General features: G+C 74.0%; 23 protein-coding genes and 2 pseudogenes. 14 read left to right on the forward strand and 11 right to left on the reverse strand.

What is annotated here, in order from left to right:
* Together PKE99_RS29365 and PKE99_RS29370 are read left to right on the forward strand one after the other, a co-directional pair.
* Nucleotides 1–1,356, forward strand: a 1,356-nt coding sequence (locus PKE99_RS29365) for an FtsX-like permease family protein (RefSeq protein WP_271214939.1), incomplete at its 5' end; no start/stop codon positions are given.
* Nucleotides 1,356–3,737 carry an ABC transporter permease gene (locus tag PKE99_RS29370; protein ID WP_271214940.1) on the forward strand — a complete coding sequence of 794 codons (2,382 nt, stop codon included), beginning with the start codon at nt 1,356–1,358 and terminating at the stop codon, nt 3,735–3,737. The genes PKE99_RS29365 and PKE99_RS29370, both read left to right, overlap by 1 nt.
* A gap of 50 nt (nt 3,738–3,787) precedes the next feature.
* On the opposite strand, the gene PKE99_RS29375 is transcribed toward PKE99_RS29370, so the two are convergent.
* Entirely contained in the window at nt 3,788–4,186 is a 399-nt protein-coding gene (locus PKE99_RS29375) for a response regulator transcription factor (protein ID WP_037049243.1), read from the reverse strand.
* A 235-nt stretch (nt 4,187–4,421) separates the two neighbouring features.
* Between PKE99_RS29375 and PKE99_RS29380 the strand changes: the two genes are divergently transcribed.
* From PKE99_RS29380 to PKE99_RS29395, 4 genes and pseudogenes are all read left to right on the forward strand, one after another.
* Complete coding sequence (locus PKE99_RS29380; protein WP_037049241.1) at nt 4,422–6,185, forward strand: S1 family peptidase; 1,764 nt, start codon at nt 4,422–4,424, stop codon at nt 6,183–6,185.
* A gap of 173 nt (nt 6,186–6,358) precedes the next feature.
* Nucleotides 6,359–6,925, forward strand: a complete 567-nt coding sequence (locus PKE99_RS29385) for a dihydrofolate reductase family protein (protein ID WP_037049238.1) — start codon at nt 6,359–6,361, stop codon at nt 6,923–6,925.
* A gap of 46 nt (nt 6,926–6,971) precedes the next feature.
* Nucleotides 6,972–7,028, forward strand: a pseudogene (locus PKE99_RS39650) (hypothetical protein); the annotation flags it as partial.
* Between the two features lie 82 nt (nt 7,029–7,110).
* Nucleotides 7,111–7,236 (forward strand): annotated as a pseudogene (locus PKE99_RS29395) (DUF899 family protein); the annotation flags it as partial.
* Nucleotides 7,237–7,259: 23 nt separating this feature from the next.
* Here PKE99_RS29395 and PKE99_RS29400 read toward each other — a convergent pair.
* Nucleotides 7,260–7,979 carry a class I SAM-dependent methyltransferase gene (locus PKE99_RS29400; RefSeq protein WP_051737837.1) on the reverse strand — a complete coding sequence of 240 codons (720 nt, stop codon included), beginning with the start codon at nt 7,977–7,979 and terminating at the stop codon, nt 7,260–7,262.
* Between the two features lie 681 nt (nt 7,980–8,660).
* On the opposite strand from PKE99_RS29400, the gene PKE99_RS29405 reads away from it, so the two are divergent.
* On the forward strand, nt 8,661–9,179 hold the full coding sequence (locus tag PKE99_RS29405) for a hypothetical protein (RefSeq protein ID WP_156067780.1): 519 nt from the start codon (nt 8,661–8,663) through the stop codon (nt 9,177–9,179).
* A 255-nt stretch (nt 9,180–9,434) separates the two neighbouring features.
* Here PKE99_RS29405 and PKE99_RS29410 read toward each other — a convergent pair whose 3' ends face one another.
* Complete coding sequence (locus PKE99_RS29410) at nt 9,435–9,989, reverse strand: DDE-type integrase/transposase/recombinase (protein ID WP_081924449.1); 555 nt, start codon at nt 9,987–9,989, stop codon at nt 9,435–9,437.
* Between the two features lie 160 nt (nt 9,990–10,149).
* Nucleotides 10,150–10,803, reverse strand: a complete 654-nt coding sequence (locus tag PKE99_RS29415) for a response regulator transcription factor (protein WP_197040748.1) — start codon at nt 10,801–10,803, stop codon at nt 10,150–10,152.
* Nucleotides 10,804–10,962: 159 nt separating this feature from the next.
* Here PKE99_RS29415 and PKE99_RS29420 point away from each other — a divergent pair, with 159 nt between their 5' ends.
* Nucleotides 10,963–11,697, forward strand: a complete 735-nt coding sequence (locus PKE99_RS29420; RefSeq protein ID WP_037049232.1) for a hypothetical protein — start codon at nt 10,963–10,965, stop codon at nt 11,695–11,697.
* A gap of 33 nt (nt 11,698–11,730) precedes the next feature.
* Here PKE99_RS29420 and PKE99_RS29425 read toward each other — a convergent pair whose 3' ends face one another.
* Nucleotides 11,731–12,999 (reverse strand): glycosyltransferase family 2 protein, encoded by a 1,269-nt coding sequence (locus tag PKE99_RS29425; protein WP_051737836.1) that lies wholly within the window; start codon nt 12,997–12,999, stop codon nt 11,731–11,733.
* 217 nt (nt 13,000–13,216) lie between these two features.
* Here PKE99_RS29425 and PKE99_RS29430 point away from each other — a divergent pair, with 217 nt between their 5' ends.
* Nucleotides 13,217–14,515: a competence/damage-inducible protein A gene (locus PKE99_RS29430; RefSeq protein ID WP_037049230.1), complete on the forward strand. Its 1,299-nt coding sequence runs from the start codon at nt 13,217–13,219 to the stop codon at nt 14,513–14,515.
* A 231-nt stretch (nt 14,516–14,746) separates the two neighbouring features.
* Here PKE99_RS29430 and PKE99_RS29435 read toward each other — a convergent pair whose 3' ends face one another.
* Nucleotides 14,747–15,349 carry a superoxide dismutase gene (locus PKE99_RS29435; RefSeq protein WP_037049226.1) on the reverse strand — a complete coding sequence of 201 codons (603 nt, stop codon included), beginning with the start codon at nt 15,347–15,349 and terminating at the stop codon, nt 14,747–14,749.
* Nucleotides 15,350–15,649: 300 nt separating this feature from the next.
* On the opposite strand from PKE99_RS29435, the gene PKE99_RS29440 reads away from it, so the two are divergent.
* Nucleotides 15,650–16,819, forward strand: a complete 1,170-nt coding sequence (locus PKE99_RS29440) for an FIST signal transduction protein (RefSeq protein WP_231498325.1) — start codon at nt 15,650–15,652, stop codon at nt 16,817–16,819.
* Nucleotides 16,820–17,267: 448 nt separating this feature from the next.
* Here the strand turns inward: PKE99_RS29440 and PKE99_RS29445 are convergent, their stop codons facing one another.
* The 4 genes from PKE99_RS29445 to PKE99_RS29460 are packed head-to-tail and all read right to left on the reverse strand — an operon-like array spanning nt 17,268 to nt 20,967.
* Entirely contained in the window at nt 17,268–18,401 is a 1,134-nt protein-coding gene (locus PKE99_RS29445) for an epoxide hydrolase family protein (protein ID WP_037049224.1), read from the reverse strand.
* Nucleotides 18,402–18,405: 4 nt separating this feature from the next.
* Complete coding sequence (locus tag PKE99_RS29450) at nt 18,406–19,149, reverse strand: SDR family NAD(P)-dependent oxidoreductase (RefSeq protein ID WP_037049222.1); 744 nt, start codon at nt 19,147–19,149, stop codon at nt 18,406–18,408.
* 11 nt (nt 19,150–19,160) lie between these two features.
* A complete protein-coding gene (locus PKE99_RS29455) occupies nt 19,161–20,159 on the reverse strand; it encodes an acetamidase/formamidase family protein (protein ID WP_037049220.1) in 999 nt (332 codons plus the stop codon).
* Nucleotides 20,160–20,208: 49 nt separating this feature from the next.
* Nucleotides 20,209–20,967 (reverse strand): IclR family transcriptional regulator, encoded by a 759-nt coding sequence (locus tag PKE99_RS29460; protein WP_037049219.1) that lies wholly within the window; start codon nt 20,965–20,967, stop codon nt 20,209–20,211.
* Nucleotides 20,968–21,086: 119 nt separating this feature from the next.
* Here PKE99_RS29460 and pcaH point away from each other — a divergent pair, with 119 nt between their 5' ends.
* Both pcaH and pcaG read left to right on the forward strand, forming a co-directional pair.
* The gene (gene pcaH / locus PKE99_RS29465; protein ID WP_037049218.1) at nt 21,087–21,797 is read left to right on the forward strand and encodes a protocatechuate 3,4-dioxygenase subunit beta; all 711 of its coding nucleotides are present in this window, start codon (nt 21,087–21,089) and stop codon (nt 21,795–21,797) included.
* Entirely contained in the window at nt 21,790–22,365 is a 576-nt protein-coding gene (gene pcaG / locus PKE99_RS29470; protein WP_037049217.1) for a protocatechuate 3,4-dioxygenase subunit alpha, read from the forward strand. Before pcaH ends, pcaG begins: the two co-directional genes overlap by 8 nt.
* Before the next feature lie 7 nt (nt 22,366–22,372).
* Here the strand turns inward: pcaG and PKE99_RS29475 are convergent, their stop codons facing one another.
* Nucleotides 22,373–22,816: a hypothetical protein gene (locus PKE99_RS29475; RefSeq protein WP_037049215.1), complete on the reverse strand. Its 444-nt coding sequence runs from the start codon at nt 22,814–22,816 to the stop codon at nt 22,373–22,375.
* Between the two features lie 243 nt (nt 22,817–23,059).
* Here PKE99_RS29475 and PKE99_RS29480 point away from each other — a divergent pair, with 243 nt between their 5' ends.
* Nucleotides 23,060–23,833: a GtrA family protein gene (locus PKE99_RS29480; protein WP_081924447.1), complete on the forward strand. Its 774-nt coding sequence runs from the start codon at nt 23,060–23,062 to the stop codon at nt 23,831–23,833.
* Entirely contained in the window at nt 23,751–24,494 is a 744-nt protein-coding gene (locus tag PKE99_RS29485) for an alpha/beta fold hydrolase (protein WP_271214942.1), read from the forward strand. Before PKE99_RS29480 ends, PKE99_RS29485 begins: the two co-directional genes overlap by 83 nt.
* The last annotated feature ends 47 nt before the right edge of the window (nt 24,495–24,541 follow it).

Consider the following 24,541-nt stretch of genomic DNA (forward strand, 5'->3'; position numbering starts at 1 on the left):
CCCGGCGCCGGGGTCGTGGTGCCCGTCGCGGTCCTCGCGCACATCGGCAGCCAGGCCCGCTTCGAGCCCGAGCCGGGCTTCCGGCCGCAGTGGGCGCTCGCGGTGGCCGGCGGTGCCGCGCTCGCGGCGCTGTTCCTGCTGGTCACGGCGGTCGCGGCCGCGTTCGCCTGGCGCCGCCGCGCGTTGGCCGTGCCCGAGCCGGCCGCGCCCCGGCCGGGCTCGCTGGCCGCCGCCGTCGGCGGGTCGCTGGGCCGGTGGCCCACCCTGCTGCTCGGCAGCAGGCTCGCCCAGGCGGGCACCCGGCGCGGCGTCCCGCCGGTGATCACGGTCTTGGCGGCCACGGCCGCGGTCGCCGGGATCGTCGCCACGGTGACGGTCGGGGCGAGCCTCGACCGGCTCGTCGCGAACCCGGACCGGTGGGCGGGCGGCGCCGACATCACGATCGCCGACAGCCGGGAACCCGACGTCCTCGCGCTCGTCGAGGACCCGCGGGTCGCGGCGCTGGCGATCACCGACACCTCGTACGCCCGGCTCGCCTCCGGCGACCCGCTCGGCATCGTCAGCATCACCGCCCGCAAGGGCGCCCCGCCCGTCGAGCTGGTGTCCGGGCGACTGCCGGCCGCCCCGGACGAGGTCGCCGTCAACCCCCGGGTGGCCGCCGAGCGCGGGCTGTCCGCGGGGGAGTGGATCGACACGCTGGGAACGGACGGCGCCCCGCACGCGATGACCGTCGTCGGGATCGCGGTGGTGCCCAACGAGAACCACGGCCCGCTCGGGCAGGACCTCCTCGCCACCGGCGACGGGCTGCTCGCGGTGAGCCCCGAGCGCAACCACCCGCTGCTCACCACGCACGTCTACGCCCGGCCCGGCACGGCCGCCGCGCTCGCCGCCGAGCTGGGCGGCCGGCTCGAGCTGTCCCCGCCGACCGTGCCCGAGGCGATCCGCAACCTCGGCGACCTCGGCCGGCTGCCGGACGTGCTCGCGGTGGTGCTCGCCGTCGTCGCCGGGACGGGGCTGGCGCACTCGCTGCTGGTCGGCGCCCGGCGGCTGGCGCGCGAGATGGCCGTGTTCGCCGTGCTCGGGGCCACCCCGGGCCAGGTGCGGACCACGCTCGGCGTGCTGGCCGCGTCGACCGCGGTGCCCGCCGTGCTGCTGGGCGTGCCGGTCGGGCTCGGCGTGGCCCGGCTGTTCTGGTGGCAGGTGGCGTCGACGATCGGGGTCGGCGGCGACATCGACGTGCCGGTCGGGCCGATCGCGCTGCTCATCGCGGCGGTGCCGCTCGGGGCCGCCCTGGTCGCGGCGGTCCCGGCGCTGCGGGCCCGCACCCCCGCGGTCTCCTCGCTGGCGGCCCTCTGATGAGCGGGGCGGGCTGGCACGGGATGCGGGCCGTCGCCCGGGCGGAGCTGCGCTCGGGGTTCCGCGCGCTGCTCGTCCTCGGCCTGATCGCCGGTGTGGTCGGCGGGCTCCTGCTCGGTGCCGCCGTCGTCGCGGACCGCACCGGCAGCGCCTACCCGCGCCTCGTCGAGCGCACCGGGCTCGACGACGCCCGCGCCTACCTCCCCGCCGACCTCCCCGAGGTCACGGCCGGGTTCGCCGGGCTGCCCGGCGTCGAGGAGAGCTGGACCGCCTACGCGTGGATCGCGCAGATCGCCGGGCCCACCCTGCAGTACACCTCGGTGATCGCCGGCCCCGAGCGGCCGGACGACCTGGTCACGCCGGTGATCGTCGCCGGGCGCGCGCCGCGCGTCGAGGCGGCCGACGAGCTGCTCGTCGGCGAACCCCTCGCCGCCGCGGCCGGGCTGCGCGTGGGTGACCGGATCACGCTGAAGATGCTGACCCTGCGCCAGGTCGCGCGGTTCGACGTCGGGTTCGGCGAGCCGGAGGGTGCCACCCGGCGGATGACGGTCGTCGGCATCGGGCGGATGCCGTCGTGGAACGGCCCCCTCGGCGACTCCATGTCGACGCCCGCCTTCGCCGCGCAGAACGCCGGCGCCGCGGGTGGTCGCTCGGGGTTCGCGCGGCTCGCCTACACCGGCGACGCGGCGGCCGACGCCGCGCTGCGGGACCGGTTCGTCGCCTCCCTCGCCCGCAGCTACCAGGGCCAGCCGCGGCCGTTGATCGTCGGCAACTACGTCCCGGAGATCCCGGTCTTCCCGACCACGGACGCCGATCCCGCGGTCGCCGCGGCCGAACGCGTGCTCGGCATCGGGCTGTGGGGGTTCGCCCTGGTCGTGGCGGTGGGCGGGTGCGTCGTCGTCGGGCAGGGGCTGGTGCGCCACCACGCCCGCGGCGCCGTCGACCAGCGGGTGGAGAACGCCCTGGGCATGACGGTGGCCGAGCGCATCGGGGCCCGGGTGCTCGCCGCCGGCGTGGGCGCGGCCGCGGCGGCGGTCGTCACGGCCGGGATGACGCTGGCCGCCGGCGCCATCGAACCCATCGGCAGCCAGGCCCGCTTCGAGCCCGACACCGGCTTCCGGCCCGTCTGGGGCACGATCGCCGGCGGCGGCGCGGTCGTGCTGCTCTGCTTCCTCGCCCTCGCGGCCGGCAGCGCGGCGCTGGCCGGGCTCGAGGCCGTCGCCCGGCCGCCGGCCGGCCGGCACCGGCCCGCCCGCTGGGCCGTGCGCTGGCCGCCGCTGTTCGTGGGGCTGCGGCTCGCCCTGCGCGGCCGCACGGTGCCCGGGACCATCGGCCTGCCCGCCGCGATCACGGCGACCGGCATCGCGGTGACGGTCGCCGGGATCGTCGCGTCGACCATGCTCGGCGCCAGCCTGCAGCGGCTCGTCGACACCCCCGCCCGGTACGGGTTCACCTCCGACCTCACCATCGCCGACGCCCGCGAGCCGGACATGGCCGCGCTGGCCGCCGATCCCCGCGTCGCCGGGCTGACCGAGGTCGAGACCGGGCGCGTGACCATCGATCCGGCCCGGTCCCGGCAGATCGACGCCTACGCCCACGTGCTGCGCAAGGGCGACATCCCGGTCTCGCTGGTCGACGGCCGGCTGCCGGCGGTGCCGGGGGAGGTGGCCGTCGGGGCGCGGGTGGCGGTGCGCGAGCAGCTCGGCCTCGGCGACTCCGTCGAGGTCACCTCGTCGGACGGGCGCACGGCCCGGCTCACCGTGACCGGCGTGGCCGTCCCGCAGCCCGAACGCGGCGCGCCGCTCGGCGAGGGCCTGCTGATGACGCCGGACCAGCTGCGCGAGCTCTTCCGGCAGCCGCTGGCGTCGGCGCACGTCCTGGCCGCGCCGGGGCAGGCGGGCGCGCTCTACGGCGACCTCGCGCAACGGCTCGAGGTGCACCTGCCGGGCATGCCGCCGGAGATCGACACCCTCGCCGGCCTGCTCCGGCTGCCCGAGATCCTGGCGACGCTGCTCGCCGCCGTCGCCGTGGCGGGGCTGGTCCACACGCTGATCAGCGCGGTCCGCCGGCACACCCGGGACGCCGCGCTGCTGTCCGTGCTGGGTGCGACGCCGGGGCAGGTGCGCGCCGCGCTCGGGGTCCTGGCCGGCACGACCGTGGTGCCCGGCGTCGCGTTCGGCGTGCTGCTCGGGCTGGGCGGCGGCCGGCTGCTGTGGTGGCAGGTGGCGAGCCAGACGGGCGTGGCGCCCGACGTCGCGGTGCCGGTGTGGCCGATCGCGCTGATCATCCCTGCGGTGCTGGTCGGGTCGCTGGTGCTCGGTGCGGTGCCGGCGGTGCGGATGGCCCGGGAGCCCGTCGCCGCCTCGCTCCGGGCCGGGTGAGTCCCCGGCCGCGGGCCGGATGCGCGGCTACGCCGCGAGCCGGTGCGCGGCTACGCCGCGGTGCTGATCCGGTTCCAGAGGTCGAGCAGCACGGGGGCGCCGAGCTCCTCCTTGTGCAGGTAACCCGCGATACCGGGACCGCCGGGGTCGATCCGCAGGTCCTCGAGACGGTAGGTCGAGCACAGCACGGTCCGGGTGCCCGGCGCGGCGGCGGAGACCCGCGCGGCCGCCTCGGCGCCGTCGATACCGGGCAGGTTGACGTCCATCAGCACGAGGTCCGGGTGCATCTCGGCGACGGCGTCGACGGCGGCCTCGCCGGTCTCCGCGACGCCCGCGATCTCCCACCCGGGCATCCGCCGGATGACCGCGGCGGCGGCGAACCGGAACGGCCGGTGGTCGTCCACCACCAGCACGCGCACCCGCGCCGTCGACGCGGCTCGTTGCTCCATGCGGGACAGTGTGCCCCGCCTGCGTCCGGTCCGCCGAGGATGCGGCCCGGTGGCCGCCCGGGGTGTCCACCGCCTGGAGTGACTGTGGTGCTGGCCCCACCCCTGTTCACGGGTTGAACCCCTCGTCGCCGCGGGCCCCGCGGCGGGACAGTTCCCCTCGTCATCCACCGGGCCGGTCACGGCCCCCGGGCGAGGGCCGACGGGCCCGGACCGCCACATCCCGAGAGGACCACCCATGACCGGCACCATCGCCCGAGCCGCCGCCGCCGTCGCCGTCGCGGCCTCGGTCACCCTCGCCACGGCGGGCACCGCCCTGGCCGCCGAGCCGGGCGCGCCGCCCGGCCCCGGGGCGTCGCCCCAGCAGGCCACGCCGACCGAGAAGGCCGCCGCCGAGGTACGCCCGGCGATCGTTTACCTCACCGAGACCTTCACCGCCTACGTCGGTGACGGCACCGGCCTGTACTACAACAACGGCCAGCCGCTCACGCTCAACGCCACCTGCACCGGTTTCGGCGTGAACCCGCAGGGCTACATCGCGACCGCCGGCCACTGCGTCGACACGACCAGCCCCGACGGCGTCCGCGCGGACTTCATCGCCATGGTCGCGCAGGACCTCGCCGCCCGCACGCCCGGTGTGACCGTGCAGGACGCCATGACCTACGGCATGGCGAACTGGACCGTGGAGGGCCAGGCCAAGGGCTCGCCGATCGACGCGCAGTACTCGGCCGTGATCGGCTCCGGCACCGGCAGCGGCACCAAGGGCGAGGTCGTGCCGGCCCGCCTCGTCGACTTCCGCCCGCCGGCCCAGGGCGACGTCGCGCTGCTGAAGATCGAGAGCTCGGACCTGCCGTCCGTGCAGCTCGGGACCGACACGGACGCGGCCATCGGCACCCCGGTGCTGTCGATCGGCTACCCGGCCGCCGCCGACGCCGTCACCGACACGACCCTCGAGCCGTCCAACAAGGACGGCCAGATCAGCACCAAGCGCACCATGGGCAGCGTCCCGTACTACGAGACCTCCGCCTCCCTCTCGCCCGGCATGAGCGGCGGCCCGACCGTCGACATGGACGGCGACGTCCTGGGCATCAACAGCGCCCACCTGCCCAACGACCAGGCCTTCAACTTCATCGCCCCGGCGGGCGGGCTGAACGAGCTGCTGGCGCGCAACGGCGTGCAGAACCAGCTGGGCCCCAACGACACCCTCTACCGTGACGCGCTCGCGAACTACTACGCCGGCCACTACACCGACGCGATCGCGGGCTTCGAGCGGCTGCTGCTCGTCGACCCCGACCACGGGCAGGCGCAGCAGTTCAAGACCGAGGCCGCGAAGGCCAAGGAGCGCTTCGGCGACACCCCGGTCGTCCCGGTCGCGCAGCAGAGCGACGACACCGGCCCGTGGGGTCTCGCCCCGTGGCTGTTCTGGACGATCGTCGGCGGTGCGGCCGCGCTGGTCGTGGGCGGGATCGCGCTGCTGGTGGCGATGCTCCGCCGGCGCAAGGGCCGCGGCGAGGGCGTCGTGGCGGACATCCCGGCCCCGCGCGACCCGCGCCTCGACGGCTACGCGGACTGGACGTCCGGCGCGCAGGCCCCGCGCATGCCGCAGGCACCGTGGGGGAGCACGCCGATGCCCCAGCCGGCCCGGCAGGCCCCGCAGGCGCCGGCCTGGCAGCAGCCGGCCCGGCCCACCGGACCGACCGGTCCTGCCGACGGCCCGACCACGGTCGTCACCCCGGCCGACATCATGGCCTCGCAGCGCCCCGCGCCGGCCGCCCCGTTCGTGAGCCCCGGTGCGCCGGTCACGCCGGTCACCCCGCAGCCCCCGGCGGCCCCCACGCCGCCGCCGGCCCCGGCCGCCCAGCCGGTCAACGGGTCGGGTGAGGAGGCCGCCGCGCCCACCGCGGTCGTCTCGATCCCGAAGGCCGGGAGCTGCACGAACTGCGGCTCGACCGTCACCCCCGGCGCGGTCTTCTGCGCCACCTGCGGGACCCGCCAGAGCTGACCCCGCAGCACGGACCCGCTGCACCGACCCGAGGGCCGGCCCGGACATCCGGGCCGGCCCTCCGGTCGTCCGGCGAAAAAAATCTTCCGCGGCCGTGTCGAAAAGGCGGGTGCCTCTCCGACCACTCCGAGAGCGGCGCCCACGAGGGCGCCCCGGATGCGGGAGGAACCGCCGTGCGCACCCTGATCCACTTCGTCCACACCTCGCTCGACGGCCGCATCCAGGGCCCGCAGGGCGAGTTCGACTGGCCCGAGATGGGCCCGGAGCTGTCGGCCTACTCGATCGAGCTGAACGACCAGCTGGACACGCTGCTCTACGGCCGTCGGGTCTGGGAGATGATGGCCGCCTACTGGCCGAACGCCGACAAGGTCTCCGACCACCCGCACGACCGGGCGTACGCGCCGCGGTGGCGGGCCACGGACAAGGTCGTGGTGTCCCGCACCCTCGAGCGGGTCGACGCCGAGAACACCACCCTGATCCGGGACGACGTGCTCGCCGAGGTGGCGGCGCTGAAGGAGCGCCCCGGCAAGGACATCGTGCTGATGGGCGGGGCGGCCCTCGCGGGTTCGCTGGCCGCGGCGGGCCTGGTCGACGAGGTGCGGATCTGCCTGCACCCGGTCGTCCTCGGCGGACCGCACGCGGTGCTGGACACCGGCGGCACCCGACTCGCCTTCGACCTCGTCGGCACCCGGGTGTTCGACGGCCGCGTGGTCGAGACGACCTACCGCACGCGGCGGTGACCGTCGACCCCCCTGGTCAGGTCCGACCGCCGCGATCCTCGCCTCGCTGCCCGTCGACACCCGGGGACGCGCGGTCGTCGAGGTCCCGACGGCGGAGGACCGGCAGGAGCTCGCGGGCCTGCCGGGCGTCGAGGTCCGGTGGGTCGTCCGCGACGACCCCGCAGCCACGCCCGGCCGGGAACCGGATCACGCTCCCCGGCCGCCCGCCCGTCGTCGGTCCGGGGACCTGGCAGGCCGCCCGGGACGAGCTCCTGGTCCGCGAGAAGGCCCACACCCGCGCGGGCGACGCCCTCGCCGCGGCCCGCCGCCGTGCCCGGAACGAGGGTTCCCGGGCCTACGAGGCGCGGGCGTCGGGCTCCGGCGGGCGATGCCCGGGCCGCCGATCGGGCCGGGAATGCTCGGAGCGGTGATCAGGGCGGTGCTCGGTGCGCTGGTGCGCCGGATGCGGCCGGCGGGCGACGAGGACCGTCGCCGGCGGGAGGTTGCGCCAGACGACCGGCATCGCCTCGACCTCGGCGAAGCGGGCCGCGAAGGCCCGGCGCAGCTCGCGCGCCCGGTTCGGCAGCGCGGTGCGGGTGAGGACGGCGGTCGCCATCCCGTCGGGGGTGAGGGCGGCTGCGATCGCGTCGAGCACGGCGTCGCGCCGGTGGGCGGGCAGGAGCGTCCACGGCAGCGACGTCACGACCGCCTCGGCGCGTGTGATGCCGGCGTCGGCGAGCAGCGCCGGGAGCCGCTCCGCGTCGCCCTGCCGGACGTCGACGCCGGGCAGGTGCGCGGCGAGGTGCCGGGCGAGCACCTCGTCCAGCTCGACCGCCAGCAGTCGCGATCCCGCCGGCAGCCGCTCGTGGATCTGCCGGGTGAGCGCCCCGGTGCCCGCGCCCAGCTCGACGACGGTCGGGGTGCCCGAGTCGGGCAGCAGGCGGGCGAGCTGCGCGGCGAGCGCGCGGCCGGACGGCGCCGGGGAGCCGAACAGGTGCGGGCGGCGGATCGCCCGGCAGAGGAAGGCCCAGCCGGCGCGGTCGTGGACGCGGCCGGACGAGATCCGGGAGGTCATGCGCGCAAAATGCACCATCCGCGGCGTTCCCGCAGCGCGGAGGGCGGAACGATCACCTGTTCTGCACATAGACACTCCGGCGCCGAGACCAGGACAATGACCAGCGGGGACAGCCGGCGCATGATCACTCGGGCCGTCCCTGGGCCGTCCGAGCCTGCTCAGAGGCCTCCTGGCCCGTGCTCCACGCCGCGTCGACGGCCTTCCGCGTCCGGTCCTCCGACCCCGGCAGGAGGTGCCCGTACGTCGTGAGCACGAGTGTCGTGTTGTCGTTCCCGAGCCGCTCGGCAACGGCCACCACGGATTCACCCGCAACAGCGGCACGCTCGCGTGGTGATGAGGTAGTACGTGCTGAGGGGATGCGGGACCTGGCCGAGGACCTCGGCAGATGTTGAGGAGCCGATGAGCGGCTGGCCCGTCTGGAGAGAGTCGACCGATTGACGTCGTGGACCGGTGGACCCACGACGTCCCCACTGCCTGTCGATCCGGGCAACTGGCCACGCTGACCACCCGGGCTCGGGCAATACGTAGTTGTACGCATACGCCCCAATCGGGCAGGACAGGACAAACCTGCATCAAAGAGGCACTTCTTCTGGTTCGCCAGCGTGACGATCACATGACCTGGAGCGAACACTCTGACGCGCTCGCAGACGCGAGTCGCAGTCCTCAATGGAGAGGTCGTCCATGAAGCTCTCGCGTACCTTGCTGGCGACAGCCGTGGCCCTGCTCGGTGCCTTCGCCTTCACCGGCACGGCACAGGCCGCTGAGGTGACCACTTTCCACCTGCAGGGAAGGAACACCGCGGGTGACAACGGGTACTGCTCATTCCCCGTCACGATCCTCTACACCAGTAACCAGAAGCTGCGGCCGGGCCCCAACGGTCTGGTGACCGGAAACGCCACCGCCAAGGTCACCAACGACATAAGCGGCAAGACGCTCACCTACAATGTCAGCGGACCCTCAAGGACCACCATCAATTCCGATGGGACCTTGACCGCCGTCGCAGGCGGGCCGAACCTCCTGTTCACCACCGTCGCCAACAGCTACCCAGGGGTGCCGCAACTGGCGTACAGCACCGGCCGCGTGCAGTTCACGCTCACCCCGCCTGCCGCGCCTGGCTCGCCCCCGGAGGGCAATTTTGGAAGGACCACGAGCTACAGCCTGAGCGGCTCCCGGACGGATGTCTGCGCTGCTCTTGCGTAGGTGACGAGCGTCATCCGACCGCCAAGCCGCGCTTCTGAGTGAAGTATGGCGGGGTCGGCCCGGAGGTCTTCGAGGGCCGACCCCGCCTCGCGATCGAGGATGTCACGCAGCGGGATAGCGATAGCCGTCGGCGAGGGCGGCCGCTACTTCGTGGAGGAGACGCACGCGATCGTGCGGCCGTAAGAACCTAGTCCTCGTTGGGCCGATCGCCCTCGCGGTCCTTCTGAACCGGCCTGGCTCCGTCGGAGGCGTGGTTCAGGCCACCTCGGGTGTCGAGGCAGCCTCGTTCAGGTCACGGTAGCGCTGTTCGAACTCCGCGGCGGGACGTGTCCGAGCGCGGAGTGCAGTCGGGCGTGGTTGTACTAGTGCACCCACTCCGCGGTCGCGCGCTCGAACTCGGCCCGTCCGCTCCAGGAGCGGGGGGTGGCGCTCGACGAGCTCGGTCTTGAACAGCCCGATGGTGGACTCCATGAGTGCGTTGTCCAGAGCGTCGCCGACGGTGCCGATGGAGCCGGCGATCCCGGCCTCGCGCAGGGCTTCGTGAACGCCAGAGACGTGTATTGCGACCCAGCATCGGAGTGATGGACCAGTCCGGTGGCGGTGAATTCGGCATTCGCTCGTCTGCGGGGTGAACAGGGCCTGCTCGAGCACCGACAGCAACAGCGGCGTGCCCTTCGAGGTGCTGACTCGCCAGCCCAGTATGCGCCGGGAGTAGACGCCGGTGAGCAACGCGACGTAGCAGAACCCGGCCAACGTCCACACGTAGGAGAAGTCCGCCACCCACCACTGGTCCGACTTGGAGGTGGGCAACGTGTCCTATGTGGAACCGCTCGGGTCATCCCTGGGCCGCAGCAGGCTGCGTCACCGCCGGACACGCCGGGACGGATCAGGGCATCTTGTGGTCCAGAAATCGGCTAATCAGGCAAGTCGACTAATGAGTCGAGGTCCAAACCTCAACCCCGAATGCTAGTTACCTGTTCTGCAGGTAGACCAGCACCGCGGACACCCGGCGGTTGAGGTCGCGCTCCTCGGAGAGCCCGAGCTTGGAGAAGATCGAGTTGGTGTGCTTCTCGATCGCCCGCTCGGACAGCACGAGCGCGGCGGCGATCGAGGCGTTGCTCTTGCCCTGCGCCATCTCGCCGAGGACCTCGAGCTCGCGCGGGGTGAGCGCGTCGAGCTCCGACGGCTTCGCCCGCTGCGCCGCAACCAGGCCCTCGATCACGGTCGGGTCGATCACCGAGCCGCCGTCGGCGACGCGGCGCACCGCCTCGGCCAGCTCGTCCCCGTCGGCCACCCGCTCCTTGAGCAGGTAGCCGCGCCGGGCGGTGCCGTCGGCGAGCAGGGTCAGCGCGTACTGCGCCTCCGCGTACTGCGACAGCAGGATCACGCCGGTCTCCGGCTTGCGGACGCGCAGGTCCGCGGCCACGGAGAGGCCCTCGTCCGAGTTGGTCGGGGGCATCCGGATGTCGGTGACCACGACGTCCGGGTCGTGCTCGTCGATCAGCGCGGTGAGCGTCGGCAGGTCGGGGGCCGCACCGACGAGCGAGAGGTCCTCGGTGCCGTCGATCAGGCGCACCAGTCCGTGCCGGAGCAGGGCGTTGTCCTCCGCCAGGACCACTCGGATCTTCACACGCCCAGCCTAGAGGGGGCCCCGCGCGGCACGGGGGTGTGCCGACCACACCGTTGCCGGGCAGTGACCACCCGCGCGGACGCAGGGTGACACCGGTGCCCCGGCGGCGTCGTCCCGCGAGGGTTCCCGTCGAGCGATCCGAAGGAGCCGACGATGTCCCTGCACCTCTCGGCCGACGACTACGCCGGCCACACCCTCACCGCGCCCGCCCCGGCCGTGCCGCCCGCGACGGGCTTCCGGCGGCGTGCTGTCGGCCTCTCGGCGGCGGTCGGTGGCCTGCTCGTCACCGCGGGCTTCGCGACGACGGTCTGGGAGACCGGCGAGGGGACCCTCGCCTACCTGGACTCCCTGAGCGTGGACCCGCTGCGCAGCCAGGTCGCGGCGGTCCTGCTGTTCTTCGGCTACATGGGGATCACGCCGACGCTGCTGGCGCTCGCCGCGATGACCCGCCGGCGCGGGCGGGTGCTCGGCAGCCTGGCCCTGATGCTGTCCTGGATCGGGACGCTGGCCCTGCCCGGCCTGCTGGTCACGGACTTCTACGACCTGTCCATCCGCCAGCACCTCGCGCCCGACGTGGCCGTGCAGGTGTCCGAGGGCGCGCAGAACCTGCCGCTGGCGGCGTTCCTGGGCGGGCCGACGATCATGCTCGTGTTCCTCGGCCTGGCGCTCGGTGCGGTCGCGGGCCGGCGGGCCGGCTTCCTGCACTGGAGCCTCGCCCTGACGATCGTCGCATCGGTCGGCCTGATCATGGTGCCGGCGCTGCGCTACAGCGCGGCGGCCAACATCGTCGGCGGCGCGCTGCTCGGCCTGTACCTGCTGGTCGTCGGGATCCGCGCGCTGCGGATGAGCGACCGCGAGTGGGTCACCGGCACCCGTGAGTGCCGATAGTCGCTCTGGCGACCATTCGCACTCACGACCGGATCAGTGCAGGCCCAGCACCGGCTCGCGCGGGCGCTCCGCGCGGGCCGGGGGCACGGCCGCGAGCACGAGCGGCGGCACCCGCCCGCCGGAGCGCAGCGCGCGGCGCCGGGAGCGCAGGTAGAGCCACGGCCCGGAGAGCAGCGCCCGGTGCCGCCGGCCGGAGCCCGGTGCGGCGGGCTCGGCGCCACCCGTCACCCCGGCGTCGCGGTCGGCGATCGCGCCCAGCCGGCGCACGGCCGCCGGGATGCGGCGCAGCGCTGCGGCCCGGCCGCGCGGCGAGAGCGCGACCTTGGTGAGGAAGCCGGCCAGGCCGACCGCGTAGCCCTCGACCTGCTCCTGCAGCCCGACGAGGTCGCTGCGGTGGTGGTGGCGCACCCAGGCGGCCGGCTCGTAGGCCAGCACGTGCCCGGCGAGCACCAGCCGCACCAGGAACTCGCAGTCCTCGCCGCTGCGGGTGGGGGAGCCGGGGCCGAAGGCCTCGTCGAACCCGCCGATCTCGCGGGCGACGTCCGCCCGCACGGCCAGGTTCGCGCCGATCCCCAGCAGGCCGGGGGCGAACGGGAAGATCGCCGAGTCCGCGGGCGGCGCGGCGAGCGAGAAGGTCCGCGGGCGGAAGCCCTTGGCCCAGCCCAGCGTTGCGTCGGCGAGGAGTTCCTGCTCGGTGTCGAGGCGCGCGGCGAGCACCGGCCCGCTCACGCAGACGACCTCGGGGTCCGCGGCGAACGCGCCGGCGAGCCGGCGGGCCCAGGCCGTGTCGACCTCGGTGTCGTCGTCGGTGAAGGCGACGAGCCGGGTCTCCGCCTCGGCCAGCCCGCGGTTCCGCCCGGCGGACGTGCCCCGGCGCGGCTCGCGCAGGTAGCGGACCCGGGGGTCGCCGATGGCGGCGACGACCCGCTCGGTCGCGTCGTCGGCCGGGTCGTTGTCGACCACGAGCACCGTGACGGCGGGGTGGTCGCCGGCCAGCACGGCGCGCACCGCGCGGCCCAGGCTCTCGGCGCGCCCGCGGGTGGCGATCACGACGGTGACCGGCTCGACGGAGCTCGGCACCGGCCGCGGCTCCGGCAGGGCCCCGAGCTGCTCGCGGACCGCGTCGGCCACGGTCACGGCGTCGGCCACGCCGGCGCGCAGCGGCACGGTCACCTGCCCCACGGCGTCGCCGTGCGCGGTGACCAGCAGCCTCGCGGCGGTGTAGCGGGGCTCGACGTGCAGGCCCGCGACGTCGTCGACGTCGGTCTCGCCGACCCACGTGGGTCCGTGCTCGTCCGTCATCTCGCGTCCCTTCCGTCCCGGCCCGGCTCCCGGCGTTCGGGCGTCCCGGGTGGGACGAACACCAGTCTCCGCACGCACGCTGTGACCACCCTGAGAACGAGCACATCCCCAGGTCAGTGACGTCCTTGCGGGTGCACCACCGGGTGGTTCACGCGGTTGCGATCACGCTCCGTGTCGATCGCCGATCGACGCGCCCGGGCCGGGGTAGGGTCCTTGCGTGGGTGAGGGATCGAGGGTCCGCCGGCCGCGCGCCGGCATCGTCGTGACCGGGAGCGAGCTGCTCACCGGCGCCGTCCGGGACGCCAACGGGCCGTGGGTGGCCCGCGAGCTGGGCGAGCTCGGGTTCGAGGTCGCACAGGTCGTGCTCGTCGGGGACCGGCCGGAGGACCTGGCCGCCGCGCTGCGCCAGGTGACCGAGGGCGGCGTCGACCTGGTCGTGACCAGCGGGGGCCTCGGGCCGACCGCGGACGACATCACGGTCGAGATCGTCGCGGCGTTCGTGGGTGCGGAGCTGGAGCTCGACACCGCGATGCAGGAGACGATCGGCCGCCGGGTGGCGCGGTGGGCGCGGCGCACCGGGTTCGCCGGGCCCGCCCTCGACGAGGCCACGCGCAAGCAGGCCATGGTGCCGCGGGGGGCCGTCGCGCTGGAGCCGGTCGGGACCGCGCCCGGGCTCGTCGTCCGGCGCCCGGACGGGCCGCTCGTCGTCGTGCTGCCCGGGCCGCCGCGCGAGCTGCAGGGGATGTGGCCGGCCGTGCTGGAGGCGGCGCCCTTCGCGGAGCTGCTCGCCACCGTGCCGCGGGCCGAGGCGAGGTCCCTGCGCTTCTTCAACCTGCCCGAGTCCGAGATCGCCGAGACGCTCCGCGACATCGAGCGCGCCCGGGACCTGTCCGACGTGGAGGTGACGACCTGCCTTCGCCGCTCGGAGCTGGAGGTCGACCTGCACCCGTTGCCCGGCGCCGAGACGGTCGCGGCCGAGCTGGCCGACGAGCTGATCGCGCGGCACCGCAAGCAGCTGGTCAGCGCGGTCGGCGCGACCACGGACGAGCTGCTCGCGGAGGCGCTGCTCGAGCACGGGCTCACCGTCGCGACGGGGGAGTCGTGCACCGGCGGGATGCTGGCGTCGCGGCTGGTCGACCGCGCCGGCTCGTCGGACTACGTCGACGGCGGGGTGGTCGCCTACTCGAACGAGGCCAAGACCTCGCTGCTGGGCGTGCCTGCCGAGATGATCGCGGAGCACGGGGCGGTGTCGCCGGAGGTGGCCCGCGCGCTGGCCGACGGGGCGCGGGAGAAGTTCGGCGCCTCGATCGGCGTCGGGATCACAGGGGTGGCCGGGCCGGGTGGCGGGACGGAGGCCAAGCCGGTCGGGTACGTCTGCTTCTGCGTCACGACGGCCGACGGGCAGGTCCTCGCCCGCGACCCCGTCCTGCCCGGGTCGCGGGGGGACATCCGGGAGCGCTCCACCGACCTCGCGATGCACCTCCTGCTCCGCGCCGCAGGCGGCCTCCCGCACTGAGTCCCGGCACCGCGAGTCGGGCTCCGGCACCGCGAGTCGGGAGTTCTGGCACCGCGAGTCGGGAGTTCTGGCACCGCGAGTCGGGAGTTGTGGCACCGCGAGTCGGGAGTTGTGGCACCGCGAGTCGGGAGTTCCGGCACCGCGAGGCGGGAGTTCCGGCCTCCGGCGAGTCGGGGTGTGGGTTCCCGTGATACGGGGCCGGGCCCGGGGGTGCGGGCCCGGCCCGGCGGCTCAGCTCGCCCGGGCGGCGGCGAAGCGCTGCTGCGCGTCCGCCCAGTTCACGACGTTCCACCACGCCTTGACGTAGTCCGGCTTGACGTTCTTGTACTGCAGGTAGAAGGCGTGCTCCCACATGTCCAGCAGCACGATCGGGACCTGGCCGGCCGGCAGCTGGGACTGCTGGTCGTAGAGCTGGTGCACCAGGAGTCGCTTCCCGAGCTGGTCCCAGCCGAGGATCGCCCAGCCGGAGCCCTGGATCGTGGTGGCCGCGGCCGTGAAGTGGGCCTGGAAGGCGTCGAACGAGCCGAAGTCCTCGTCGAGCGCCGCGGCGAGCTCGCCGTCCGGCTTGTCGCCGCCCTCGGGGGAGAGGTTCTGCCAGAACGCCGAGTGGTTCACGTGGCCACCGAGGTTGAACGCCAGCGTCTTCTCCAGCCCGACGATCGCGTCGAAGTTCCCGCCGGCGCGTGCCTCCGCGAGCTTGTCGAGGACGCCGTTGAGGGCGGTGACGTACGTGTTGTGGTGCTTGGAGTGGTGCAGCTCCATGATCTCCGGCGCGATGTGCGGGGCGAGGGCGCCGTAGTCGTAGGGCAGGTCGGGCAGCGTGTACTGGGCCACGAGGGGTGCTCCGTTCCGTGTCGGGGTCGGTCGTGATCGACGCTATCCCTTGTTGCAACTTCTTCGCAGGTCGAAGTCATCTGCGATAGAGTGATCCGCGTCCGCCCGATGCGGACCCCGGCGTAGGTGATCGTTCTGGCAGCTCGACATCCGTGCGCCACGAGAGGGCCGTCCGGCACGTCCGGCGGCCCTCTCGTCGTTCCGTTTCCGTGTCGGACCGGCTGGTCGCGCTGCCCCGGACCTGCGACGATTCCTGCGTCGCCACCGGCGCTCCCCGCGGTGGCGGGGGAGGTGGACGACGTGGACGACGGCAGGATCTTCGGCGACGGCCTGGCCGTCGGTCCCGATCTCCGCGGAGCCGCGGAGGTCGCGACCGCAGAGGCGCTGGCCGGTTTCGAGGGGCGCGCACCCGATCTGCTGGTGGTCTTCGTGGCCACCGGGCGCGGCGGCGATCCCGACGCGGCGGCCGCGGCCGCCGTGCGCGCCATGGAGATGGCGGGCGCCCGTGCCGCGATCGGCACGACCGCCCACGGCGTGATCGCCGACGGGCGCGGCGTCGAGCAGGAACCGTCGGTCTCGGTGTTCGCCGCGGCCCTGCCCGGCGTCCCGCTCGACACGTTCCGGCTCGGCGCGCGGCGCAGTTCCGGTGGCATCGAGGTCACCGGCACGCCACCCGCGGCGGCCGCAGCCGCCGCGGAGGCGGCGATCCTGCTGGTCGACCCGTTCTCGTTCCCGGTCGGCGGCTACCTCGAGCGGTCCGCCGAGCTGCTCCCGGGCCTGCCGTTGATGGGCGGGCTGGCGAGCGTCGGCGCGGCGCCCGGCGGCAACCGACTCGTACTCGACGGCGAGGTGCTCGACGGCGGCGCGGCCGGCGTGCTGATCGGCCGGGGTGCCGGGGTCCGGACCGTGGTGAGCCAGGGCTGCCGCCCGATCGGGCCGCCGATGATCGTGACCGCGGCGGAGGCGAACCTTCTGCTGGAGCTGGCCGGCGAGCAGGCCTACGCGAAGCTCGGCGCGATCGTCCAGGCGCTGCCGCCGGAGGAGCGGCACCAGGCGGCGCAGGCCCTGCATCTGGGCGTCGCGATGGACGAGTACGCCGACGAGCACGGCCGCGGCGACTTCCTCATCCGTGGCGTGATGGGCATCGACCCGGAGGCGGGCGCGGTGGCGGTCGGCGACGTCGTCGAGGTCGGACGGACCGTGCGCTTCCAGGTGCGCGACGCCGCCGGCGCGGGCGAGGACCTCGCCCACCTGCTCGACGATCTCCCGCAGGTCCGCGGCGCGCTGCTGTTCTCGTGCAACGGCCGCGGCGCGGGCATGTTCCCCGACGCCGACCACGACCCGCGGATCGTCCGGACCGAGCTCGGCGAGATCCCGGTCGCCGGGTTCTTCGCCGCCGGGGAGATCGGGCCGGTGGGTGGGCGGAACCACCTCCACAGCTTCACCGCCTCGGTGCTGGCGTTCGAGTAGTCGGCGGCGCAGCGCTCGAAGCGTCGTGCTCGGCGGGTGCGGGGGTGCTCGGCGGGAAGCGTCGTGTTCGAAGGGGTGCGCGGCGCTCGAACGGGTGTGGCGCGCGTGAGCGCGGGCGCGGCGGTCCGCCGAGGTGCGTCGATCGGGGCGGGTAGAGGCGCCGGAAGTCTCGCGGCTCGTTCGGCCGCCCAGGTCGCCCGGCACAACCGCAGGGCGAGGTCCCACCCCCCGCCGGCCGCCTCGAGCGTCGACACGACCGATACGGCGCGGTCTCACACCCCGGAGGTTGCTCGCACAGGCCGTCGACGGGAGGTGTCACGTCCCGGCGGGTGTGCCGGCACCCGCGGGCGAGTCGAAAGATCCGGAGCACGTCGCCCGGCGCGAGGTTTCGTCAGGAAGATCGACTCACTCGAACGTGCGCAACCGGACCGCTACCGACCACGCTCGGTCAGCGCACCATCCGGAAGAAGGTCCGCACCTCGTCGACGAAGGTCTCCGGCTGCTCCAGGGACGCGAAGTGCCCGCCCGCCACCGGGTGCGAGAAGTGCCGCAGGTCGGTGAACCGGCGCTCGAGCCAGTGCCGCGGCAGCCGGCTCATCTCGTGCGGGAACACCGTGGCGCCGGTCGGCACCTCCACAGTGTCCATGCGGGGTTTGCGGAAGCTCTCCCAGTACAGCCGCGCGCTGGAGGCGGCGCTCGCGGTGAGCCAGTAGATCATCACGTTGTCCAGCAGGCGGTCCCGCGGGATCGTGTTCTCCGGGTGCCCGGCGCAGTCCGTCCAGTCCCAGAACTTCTCGACGATCCAGCACGCCTGCCCGACGGGCGAGTCGGTGAGCCCATAGCCCAGCGTCTGCGGCCGGGTGGACTGCTCGGCCGAGTAGCCGGTGCCCGTGACCTTGAAGCGCTTGGCGAACATCAGCGCCTCCTTCTCCTCGCGGGAGAGGGAGCGGCGCTCGTCCTGGGGCGGGGCCTCGGCCAGCGGCATCGTGAGGTGGATGCCGGCGAGGGCCTCGGGCATCCCGGTACCCAGGGCGGCGGTGATCATCGAGCCCCAGTCGCCGCCCTGCGCGCCGTAGCGGTCGTAGCCGAGGCGGTCCATCAGCTGCGCCCACGCGGTCGCGATCCGCTCGACGCCCCACCCGGACACCGAGGGCTTGCCGCTGAACCCGAAACCGGGCAGCGACGGGATGACGACGTGGAAGGCGTCGGCGGGGTCCTCCGGCTTGGTCAGCGCGTCGATCAGCCCGACGTACTCGATCACCGACCCCGGCCAGCCGTGCGTGAGGATCAGCGGCAGGGCGTTCTCGTGCGGGGACCGGACGTGCAGGAAGTGCACCTCGACGGTGTCGTCGCCGCCGCCGTCGAGACCCGTCGTGAACTGCGGGTACGAGTTCAGCTCGGCCTCGCAGCGCCGCCAGTCGTACTCGTCCGCCCAGTACGCGACGAGCTCCTTCGCGTAGTCGAGCGGCACGCCCTGCGTCCAGCCGCCGACCGTGGCCGGCTCCGGCCAGCGGGTGCGGCGGAGCCGGTCGCGCAGGTCGTCGAGGTCGGCCTCGGGGACGTCGATGCGGAAGTCGCGCACGGCCCTACAGTTGCACGCCGCGTGTGAGGGCGCCGTCGGCCACCAGATTGGTCCCGCTGATCCGGCTCGCGCGCGGGCTCGCCAGCATGACGACGGCGTAGGCGGTCTCCTCGGGCGTTCCCATCCGGCCCGTCGGGTTCAACCCCATGGCCTCGGCGAAGAACTCCGGCTGCGTGCGCTCGATGTTCTGCCAGACCCCGCCGTCGAAGTAGACGTTGCCGGGGGAGACCGCGTTGGCGCGGATGCCCTTGGCAGCGAGGGTGAAGGCGAGCCCGGACATGTAGTGCACGATCGCGGCCTTCATCACGCCGTAGGAGCCGCCGGCGAAGTCCGCCTCGCGCCCGGACACGCTCGACACCGCGACGATCGCCGGCACGTCGCTCTTCTCGAGGTACGGCATCGCCGCCTCGACCATCCGCACCGTGTGCATCAGGTCGACCTCGAAGGAGTTCTTCCAGTTCTCCTCGCCCGGCCCGATGGCCAGGGCGCTGACGTTGGCGATCACGATGTCGATCCCGCTTGCCTCGCCCTCGTCGCGCACCCAGGCGGTGAGGGCCTCCGCGTCGGCGACGTCCAGGGCCCGGCCGCTCGCCCCGGTCGCCTTCGCCTTGGCCGCCACCTCGTCGGCGTTGCGGGCGCAGAAGGCGACCGTGGCGCCCTCTTCCACCAGGAGGTCGACGACGGCGCCGCCGATCCCCTTCGTCCCGCCGGTGACCAGGGCCTTCCGGCCGCTGAGCTGCAGGTCCACGCGTCTCTCCTCTAGATCGTGCGGGCCGTGTCGCGCAGGTGGGCGTGCATGCCCCCGTACGCCGACCCGGCGGGCAGGAGGTTCTTGGCGATCTTGGTGACCGCGCTGTAGTTCGTGTCGACCACGTTGGCCAGCGGCGACTCGGAGATCTGGGTGAGCAGCTGGTAGGCGTCGAGCCGGTCCAGCCCGTACAGCTCGCCCAGCCAGGCGATCATGCCGATCTGGCTGGCCCGCCAGGCGTCCTCCAACGGCCGGGCCGAGCCGACGACGGTGTAGTGCGTGTCCGACTCGATCCGCGGCCAGACCGTCGGCGTGTCCTTGATCAGCTCGACGATCAGCGTGACGTCCATGGCGCCCTCGACGGCGGTGCCGCAGCTCTCGCCCTCGCCCTGGCGGTAGTGCCCGTCGCCGACCGAGAAGAGCGCACCCTCGACGTTGACTCCCAGGTAGCAGGTCACGCCCGGCTTCATCTCCGGCGTGTCCATGTTGCCGCCGAACAGGTCCGGCACCAGGCTCGACCGCACCTCGCGCCCTGCCGGGGCCACGCCGACCGTGCCCAGCATCGGGTTGCACGGCAGCTCGAGCTCCAGGTCGACGCTCTGCGCCGCGAAACGGACGACGCCCCGCGCCCGGTCGAGCTCGTAGATCCAGGTCCGCTCGGGCAGCGGGTCGTGCAGCAGCGCGGTGCGCTCGGTGGTGGAGAGCGCGCCGAAGAACGGGATCGTCGACGACGCGCCCCAGTCCCGCGCCGGCGTCATGTCGACGAAGTGCAGCGCGAGCGTGTCGCCCGGCTCCGCGCCCTCGACGAAGAACGGGCCGGTCTGGGGGTTGACCTCGGCCATGTTCAGCACGGCGCTGGGGCGGTCGCTCGTGGAGGTCAGCCGCCCGGAGAAGGCGTCCTCGGTCCAGAGCCGCAGCAGCGTGCCCGGCGTGATCCGGTGCGACGGCGCCACCCCGCCGAAGGTCCAGACGTACTGGTCACGCGTCGGCCGGTACTCCACCACGTCCATGCCGGCGATCGTTGCGCCTTCACCCAGCGCGCCACAACCCCGGACGGGGTCACGGCTGCGTGGCGAGTGCGGACGCGCCGAGGGCCCGCGAGATGCCGCGCGCGGCGGCCAGCACCGCGGGCACGTAGGCGTGCGGGTTCGCCTCGATCGGGACCACGATGGACAGTGCGGCGACGACCCGGCCCTGGCCCGCCCGGATCGGCGCCCCGACCGACTGGGAGACCATCTCGATCTGCTGCTCGCTGATCGCCACGCCGGTGCGGCGGACCTCCCCCAGGAGGTGCCGCACCCGGTCCGGCTCGGTCAGCGTCCGCTCCGTGAAGCGGCGGAAGGGCGCCGCCAGCACCTTCTCGACGTGCTCGGGGTCGGCGTGCGCGAGCAGCGCCAGCCCGACGCCCGTGGCCGTCGCCGGCAACCGGGACCCGGCGCGCGACCGGATGCTCACCGCGTCCCGGGCCGCGAGCCGCTCGACGTAGACGACCTCGGCGCCGTCGAGCACGGCGAGCTGGACGTTCTCCCGGGTGACCTCGTGCAGGTCCTCGAGGTACGGCATCGCCCGCTCGCGCAGCCCGAGCCCGCGCGGGGCCAGCGCACCCACCTCCCAGAGCCGCAGCCCCACCCGGTAGAGCCCGCCCTCGCCGCGCTCGAGCGCGCCCCACGCGGCCAGCTCGCCGACGAGCCGATGGGTCGTGGTGAGGGGGAGCCCGGTACGCCTGCTGATCTCGGTGAGGGAGAGCTCCGGGGTGGCTGCGGTGAAGGCCCCGAGGACGTCGAGGACCCGCGCCGTCACCGTCGACCTGCCCGCCACGAGCGGGCATTCTTCCGCACAACGGAAGGCTGGTCGAGCGGTGAGGGCTCCGTGCCCCACAGTGCTGGGCGACGCGCCGACAGGCACCGTGCAGCGAGACGCTCGGAGAGGAGCGATCGATGACCCTGGCCCATCCCCGGCCCTACCTGCAGCCGAGGGACACCCACCCGCCGCTGGACTTCGCGGGGTACAAGAGCACCGGGCTGCGGGCCCCGACGCAGCGGCCGATCGTCGTCCCGCAGCGGTTGACCGAGGTCACCGGCCCGCTGCTCGTCGGCGAGATCGGGCCGAACGACCACGACCTGACCCGCCAGCACGAGGGCGAGCCCCTCGGCCAGCGGATCACCGTGTCCGGCCGCGTGCTCGACTCCGACGGCCGCCCGGTCCCGGACACGCTGGTGGAGGTCTGGCAGGCCAACGCCGCCGGCCGCTACGCGCACAAGCGCGACAACTGGCCCGCCCCGCTGGACCCCAACTTCTCCGGCGGCGGCCGTGTGGTCACGAACTCGCTCGGCGAGTACTCGTTCACCACGATCAAGCCCGGCGCCTACCCGTGGGGCAACCACCACAACGCCTGGCGGCCGGCCCACATCCACTTCTCGCTGTTCGGGCGGGCCTTCACCCAGCGGCTCGTGACGCAGATGTACTTCCCCGAGGACCCGCTGTTCGCGTTCGACCCGATCTTCCGGTCGGCGCCGGAGGGCGCCCGGGAGCGGATGATCTCGACCTTCGACATGGACACCACCCAGCCCGAGTGGGCGCTGTCCTATCGCTGGGACATCGTGCTGCGCGGCCGCGAGCAGACCCCGTTCGAGGAGCCCCATGAGTGAGCAGCTGCCGCTGACGCCGTCCCAGACCGTCGGGCCGTACCTGCGGCTCGGGCTGGACTGGCCGAAGGGCGCCGACGTCGTTCCGCCCGGCACCCCGGGCGAGATCGTGATCTCCGGGATCGTCTACGACGGCGCCGGCGTGCCGATCACCGACGGGCTGATCGAGACCTGGCAGGCCGACCCGGACGGCCGCTTCGCCCACCCCGACGACCCGCGCGGGGCCGTCGAGCCCTCCGTCCCGGGCTTCCTCGGCTTCGGGCGCAGCTGCACGGACGAGACGGGCCGCTGGAGCGTCCGGACCGTGCTGCCCGGCGCGTTGCCGGCGCTGGACACCGAGGCCCAGGAGGCGCCGCACCTCGACGTGTCGGTGTTCGCGCGCGGCCTGCTCGACCGCGTCGTCACCCGGATCTACCTCGCCGGCCAGCCCGGCAACGACGCCGACCCGCTCCTCGCCGCCGTGCCGGCCGAGCGGCGGGACACGCTGGTCGCCGAGAAGGTCGGGGAGGCGGAGTACCGCTTCGACATCCACCTGCAGGGCGACCGGGAGACGGTCTTCCTGCAGGTCTGATCCCTCGTCAGGGCACGTTCGCGAAGCTCACCGAGCGGAACGTGTAGTCGCCGGAGCCCGGCGACACCGAGTCCGGGGAGGTCCAGCGCGCCGCCTGATGCGCGGCCGCTGCGGCCTCCCCGCTCGTGTTCTCGGCGTCCTCCTGCTGCTGCGCGCAGGTCTTCGCGGACAGCAGGGCGACCTTGTCGGTGCGGTTCACCGACTCCGTCCAGTCCGCGCCGGGGCCGGTGGCCAGCGACGTCAGGTCGTAGCAGTGCCCGACCTTCGGGTCGACGAGCGTGTCCGACTGGGGCGACCAGGAGCCGTCCCACGCGGTCCCGTTCTGCGCCAGGTAGTAGCCGTGCGCGACGGCCGGATCATTCGTCGGGGCCGCGGAGGCCGCCGTGGCGGCCGCGACGCCACCCGTCGCGACGAGCGCGATGACCGCGAGTGCCAGTGCCGTCCGACGCATGTCCGGCCGTCCCCCTGTCGATGTCCCGGCCCGCCACCCGGACGGGTGGCGATCGACCTCACACAGTCAACGCGCGTGCCACGGACCGGTGACGGGTAGAGCTGATCACGACTCCGTCACGGATCTCCCCGTCGGGATGAAAGATCGTCCCTCACAGCGTTTGCACAGCTGAGGAAGGGCGTAGACCCAGGCGGGGATGCGACAAAGGTACCGGTCACGGGGATCGGCGGAAGAGGTGGACGGGTGACGGCGAGCAGGGCGGTCGGGGTGACGCACCCGGGGCACGTACTCGCCGAGCTCACCGCCGGTGCCGTGGCGGGACTGGGCCGTGGGGCCGCTGCGTTCCGGGCGCGCTTCCCGCTGCTGGCGCAGCTGGTCCGGTACAGCGTGGTCGGCGGGCTCGGCACCGCCGTCAACGCCCTGCTCTACCTGCTCATGCGGCTGGTCCTCGACGCCGTGCCGGCCAACCTCGTCGCGCTGCTGCTCAGCACCGCGGTGAGCACCGAGATCAACCGACGCTTCACCTTCCAGGGGGCCTCGGCCCACCGCTGGCGGGTCTACATCCAGGACGCGGGGACCGTCGCCTTCTACGCCGGCTACAGCACCGCCGTGTTGCTGGTCCTGCACGAGATCGTCCCCGGCGCCACGCCGCTGGAGGAGACGGCGGCGGTCACACTGGCCAGCGTGCTCGGCGGGCTGATCCGGTTCGCCGTGCTCAAGGCGTGGGTGTTCGAGACCCGGTCCGGGGACGCCGAACCGGCTGCCGACGGCGATCGGCCGGGCTACGGTCCGGACCATGGCGGACACGACGGGGTTCACGTCCTTCGACGTCACGGTCGACGGGGTCAGGATCCACGGGACGCGCGGCGGCGAGGGCCCTCCGGTGCTCCTGCTCCACGGCTTCCCGCAGAGTCACGTGATGTGGCGACCGGTGATGCGCGAGCTGGCCGAGCGGCACACGGTCGTCGCGACCGACCTCCGCGGGTACGGGGAGTCCGACCGTCCGCCCTCCGGTGAGGACCACTACGGCTACTCGTTCCGCGCCATGGCGACCGACCAGGCCGGGGTGATGGCCGAGCTGGGTTTCGAGCGGTTCGCCGTCGTCGGGCACGACCGGGGCGCCCGCGTGACCCACCGGCTCGCCCTCGACCACGCCGACCGCGTGGAGAAGCTGGCGCTGCTGGACATCCTGCCGACGAGCTACGTCTACGAGCACGTCGACCGCGCGCTCGCCCAGGCCTACTACCACTGGTTCTTCTTCATCCAGCCCGCCGACGTGCCCGAGCGTCTCATCGCCGGCGACCCCATCTACTACCTGCACCGCCTGCTCGGCAGCTGGGGGAGCGGGCTCGCGGCCCACGACGCCGAGTCCCTGGCCGCGTACGAGAAGGCCTTCGCCGACCCCGAGGCGCGGCACGCGATGCTCGAGGACTACCGGGCCGGCGCCACGATCGACCTGGAACACGACGCCGAGGGCGCGACGCTCCGTGCGCCGACCCTGGTCCTGTGGGGCGAGAAGGGCGTGGTCGGCCGCAACCCCGAACCCCCGACCGAGGTCTGGCGCCGCCACGCCGCCGACCCCGCCCTCGTCACCGGCCGGGCGATCCCCGACGCCGGGCACTTCCTGGTGGAGGAGAACCTGCCCGCCACCCTCTCCGCCCTGCGCGACTTCCTGTGAGCGGCAACTGCCGCTAGAGGGGCAGTTGCCACTCACGACCCGCGGTG

The sequence above is a fragment of the Pseudonocardia halophobica genome, assembly GCF_027922425.1.
Lineage (GTDB): Bacteria > Actinomycetota > Actinomycetes > Mycobacteriales > Pseudonocardiaceae > Pseudonocardia > Pseudonocardia halophobica.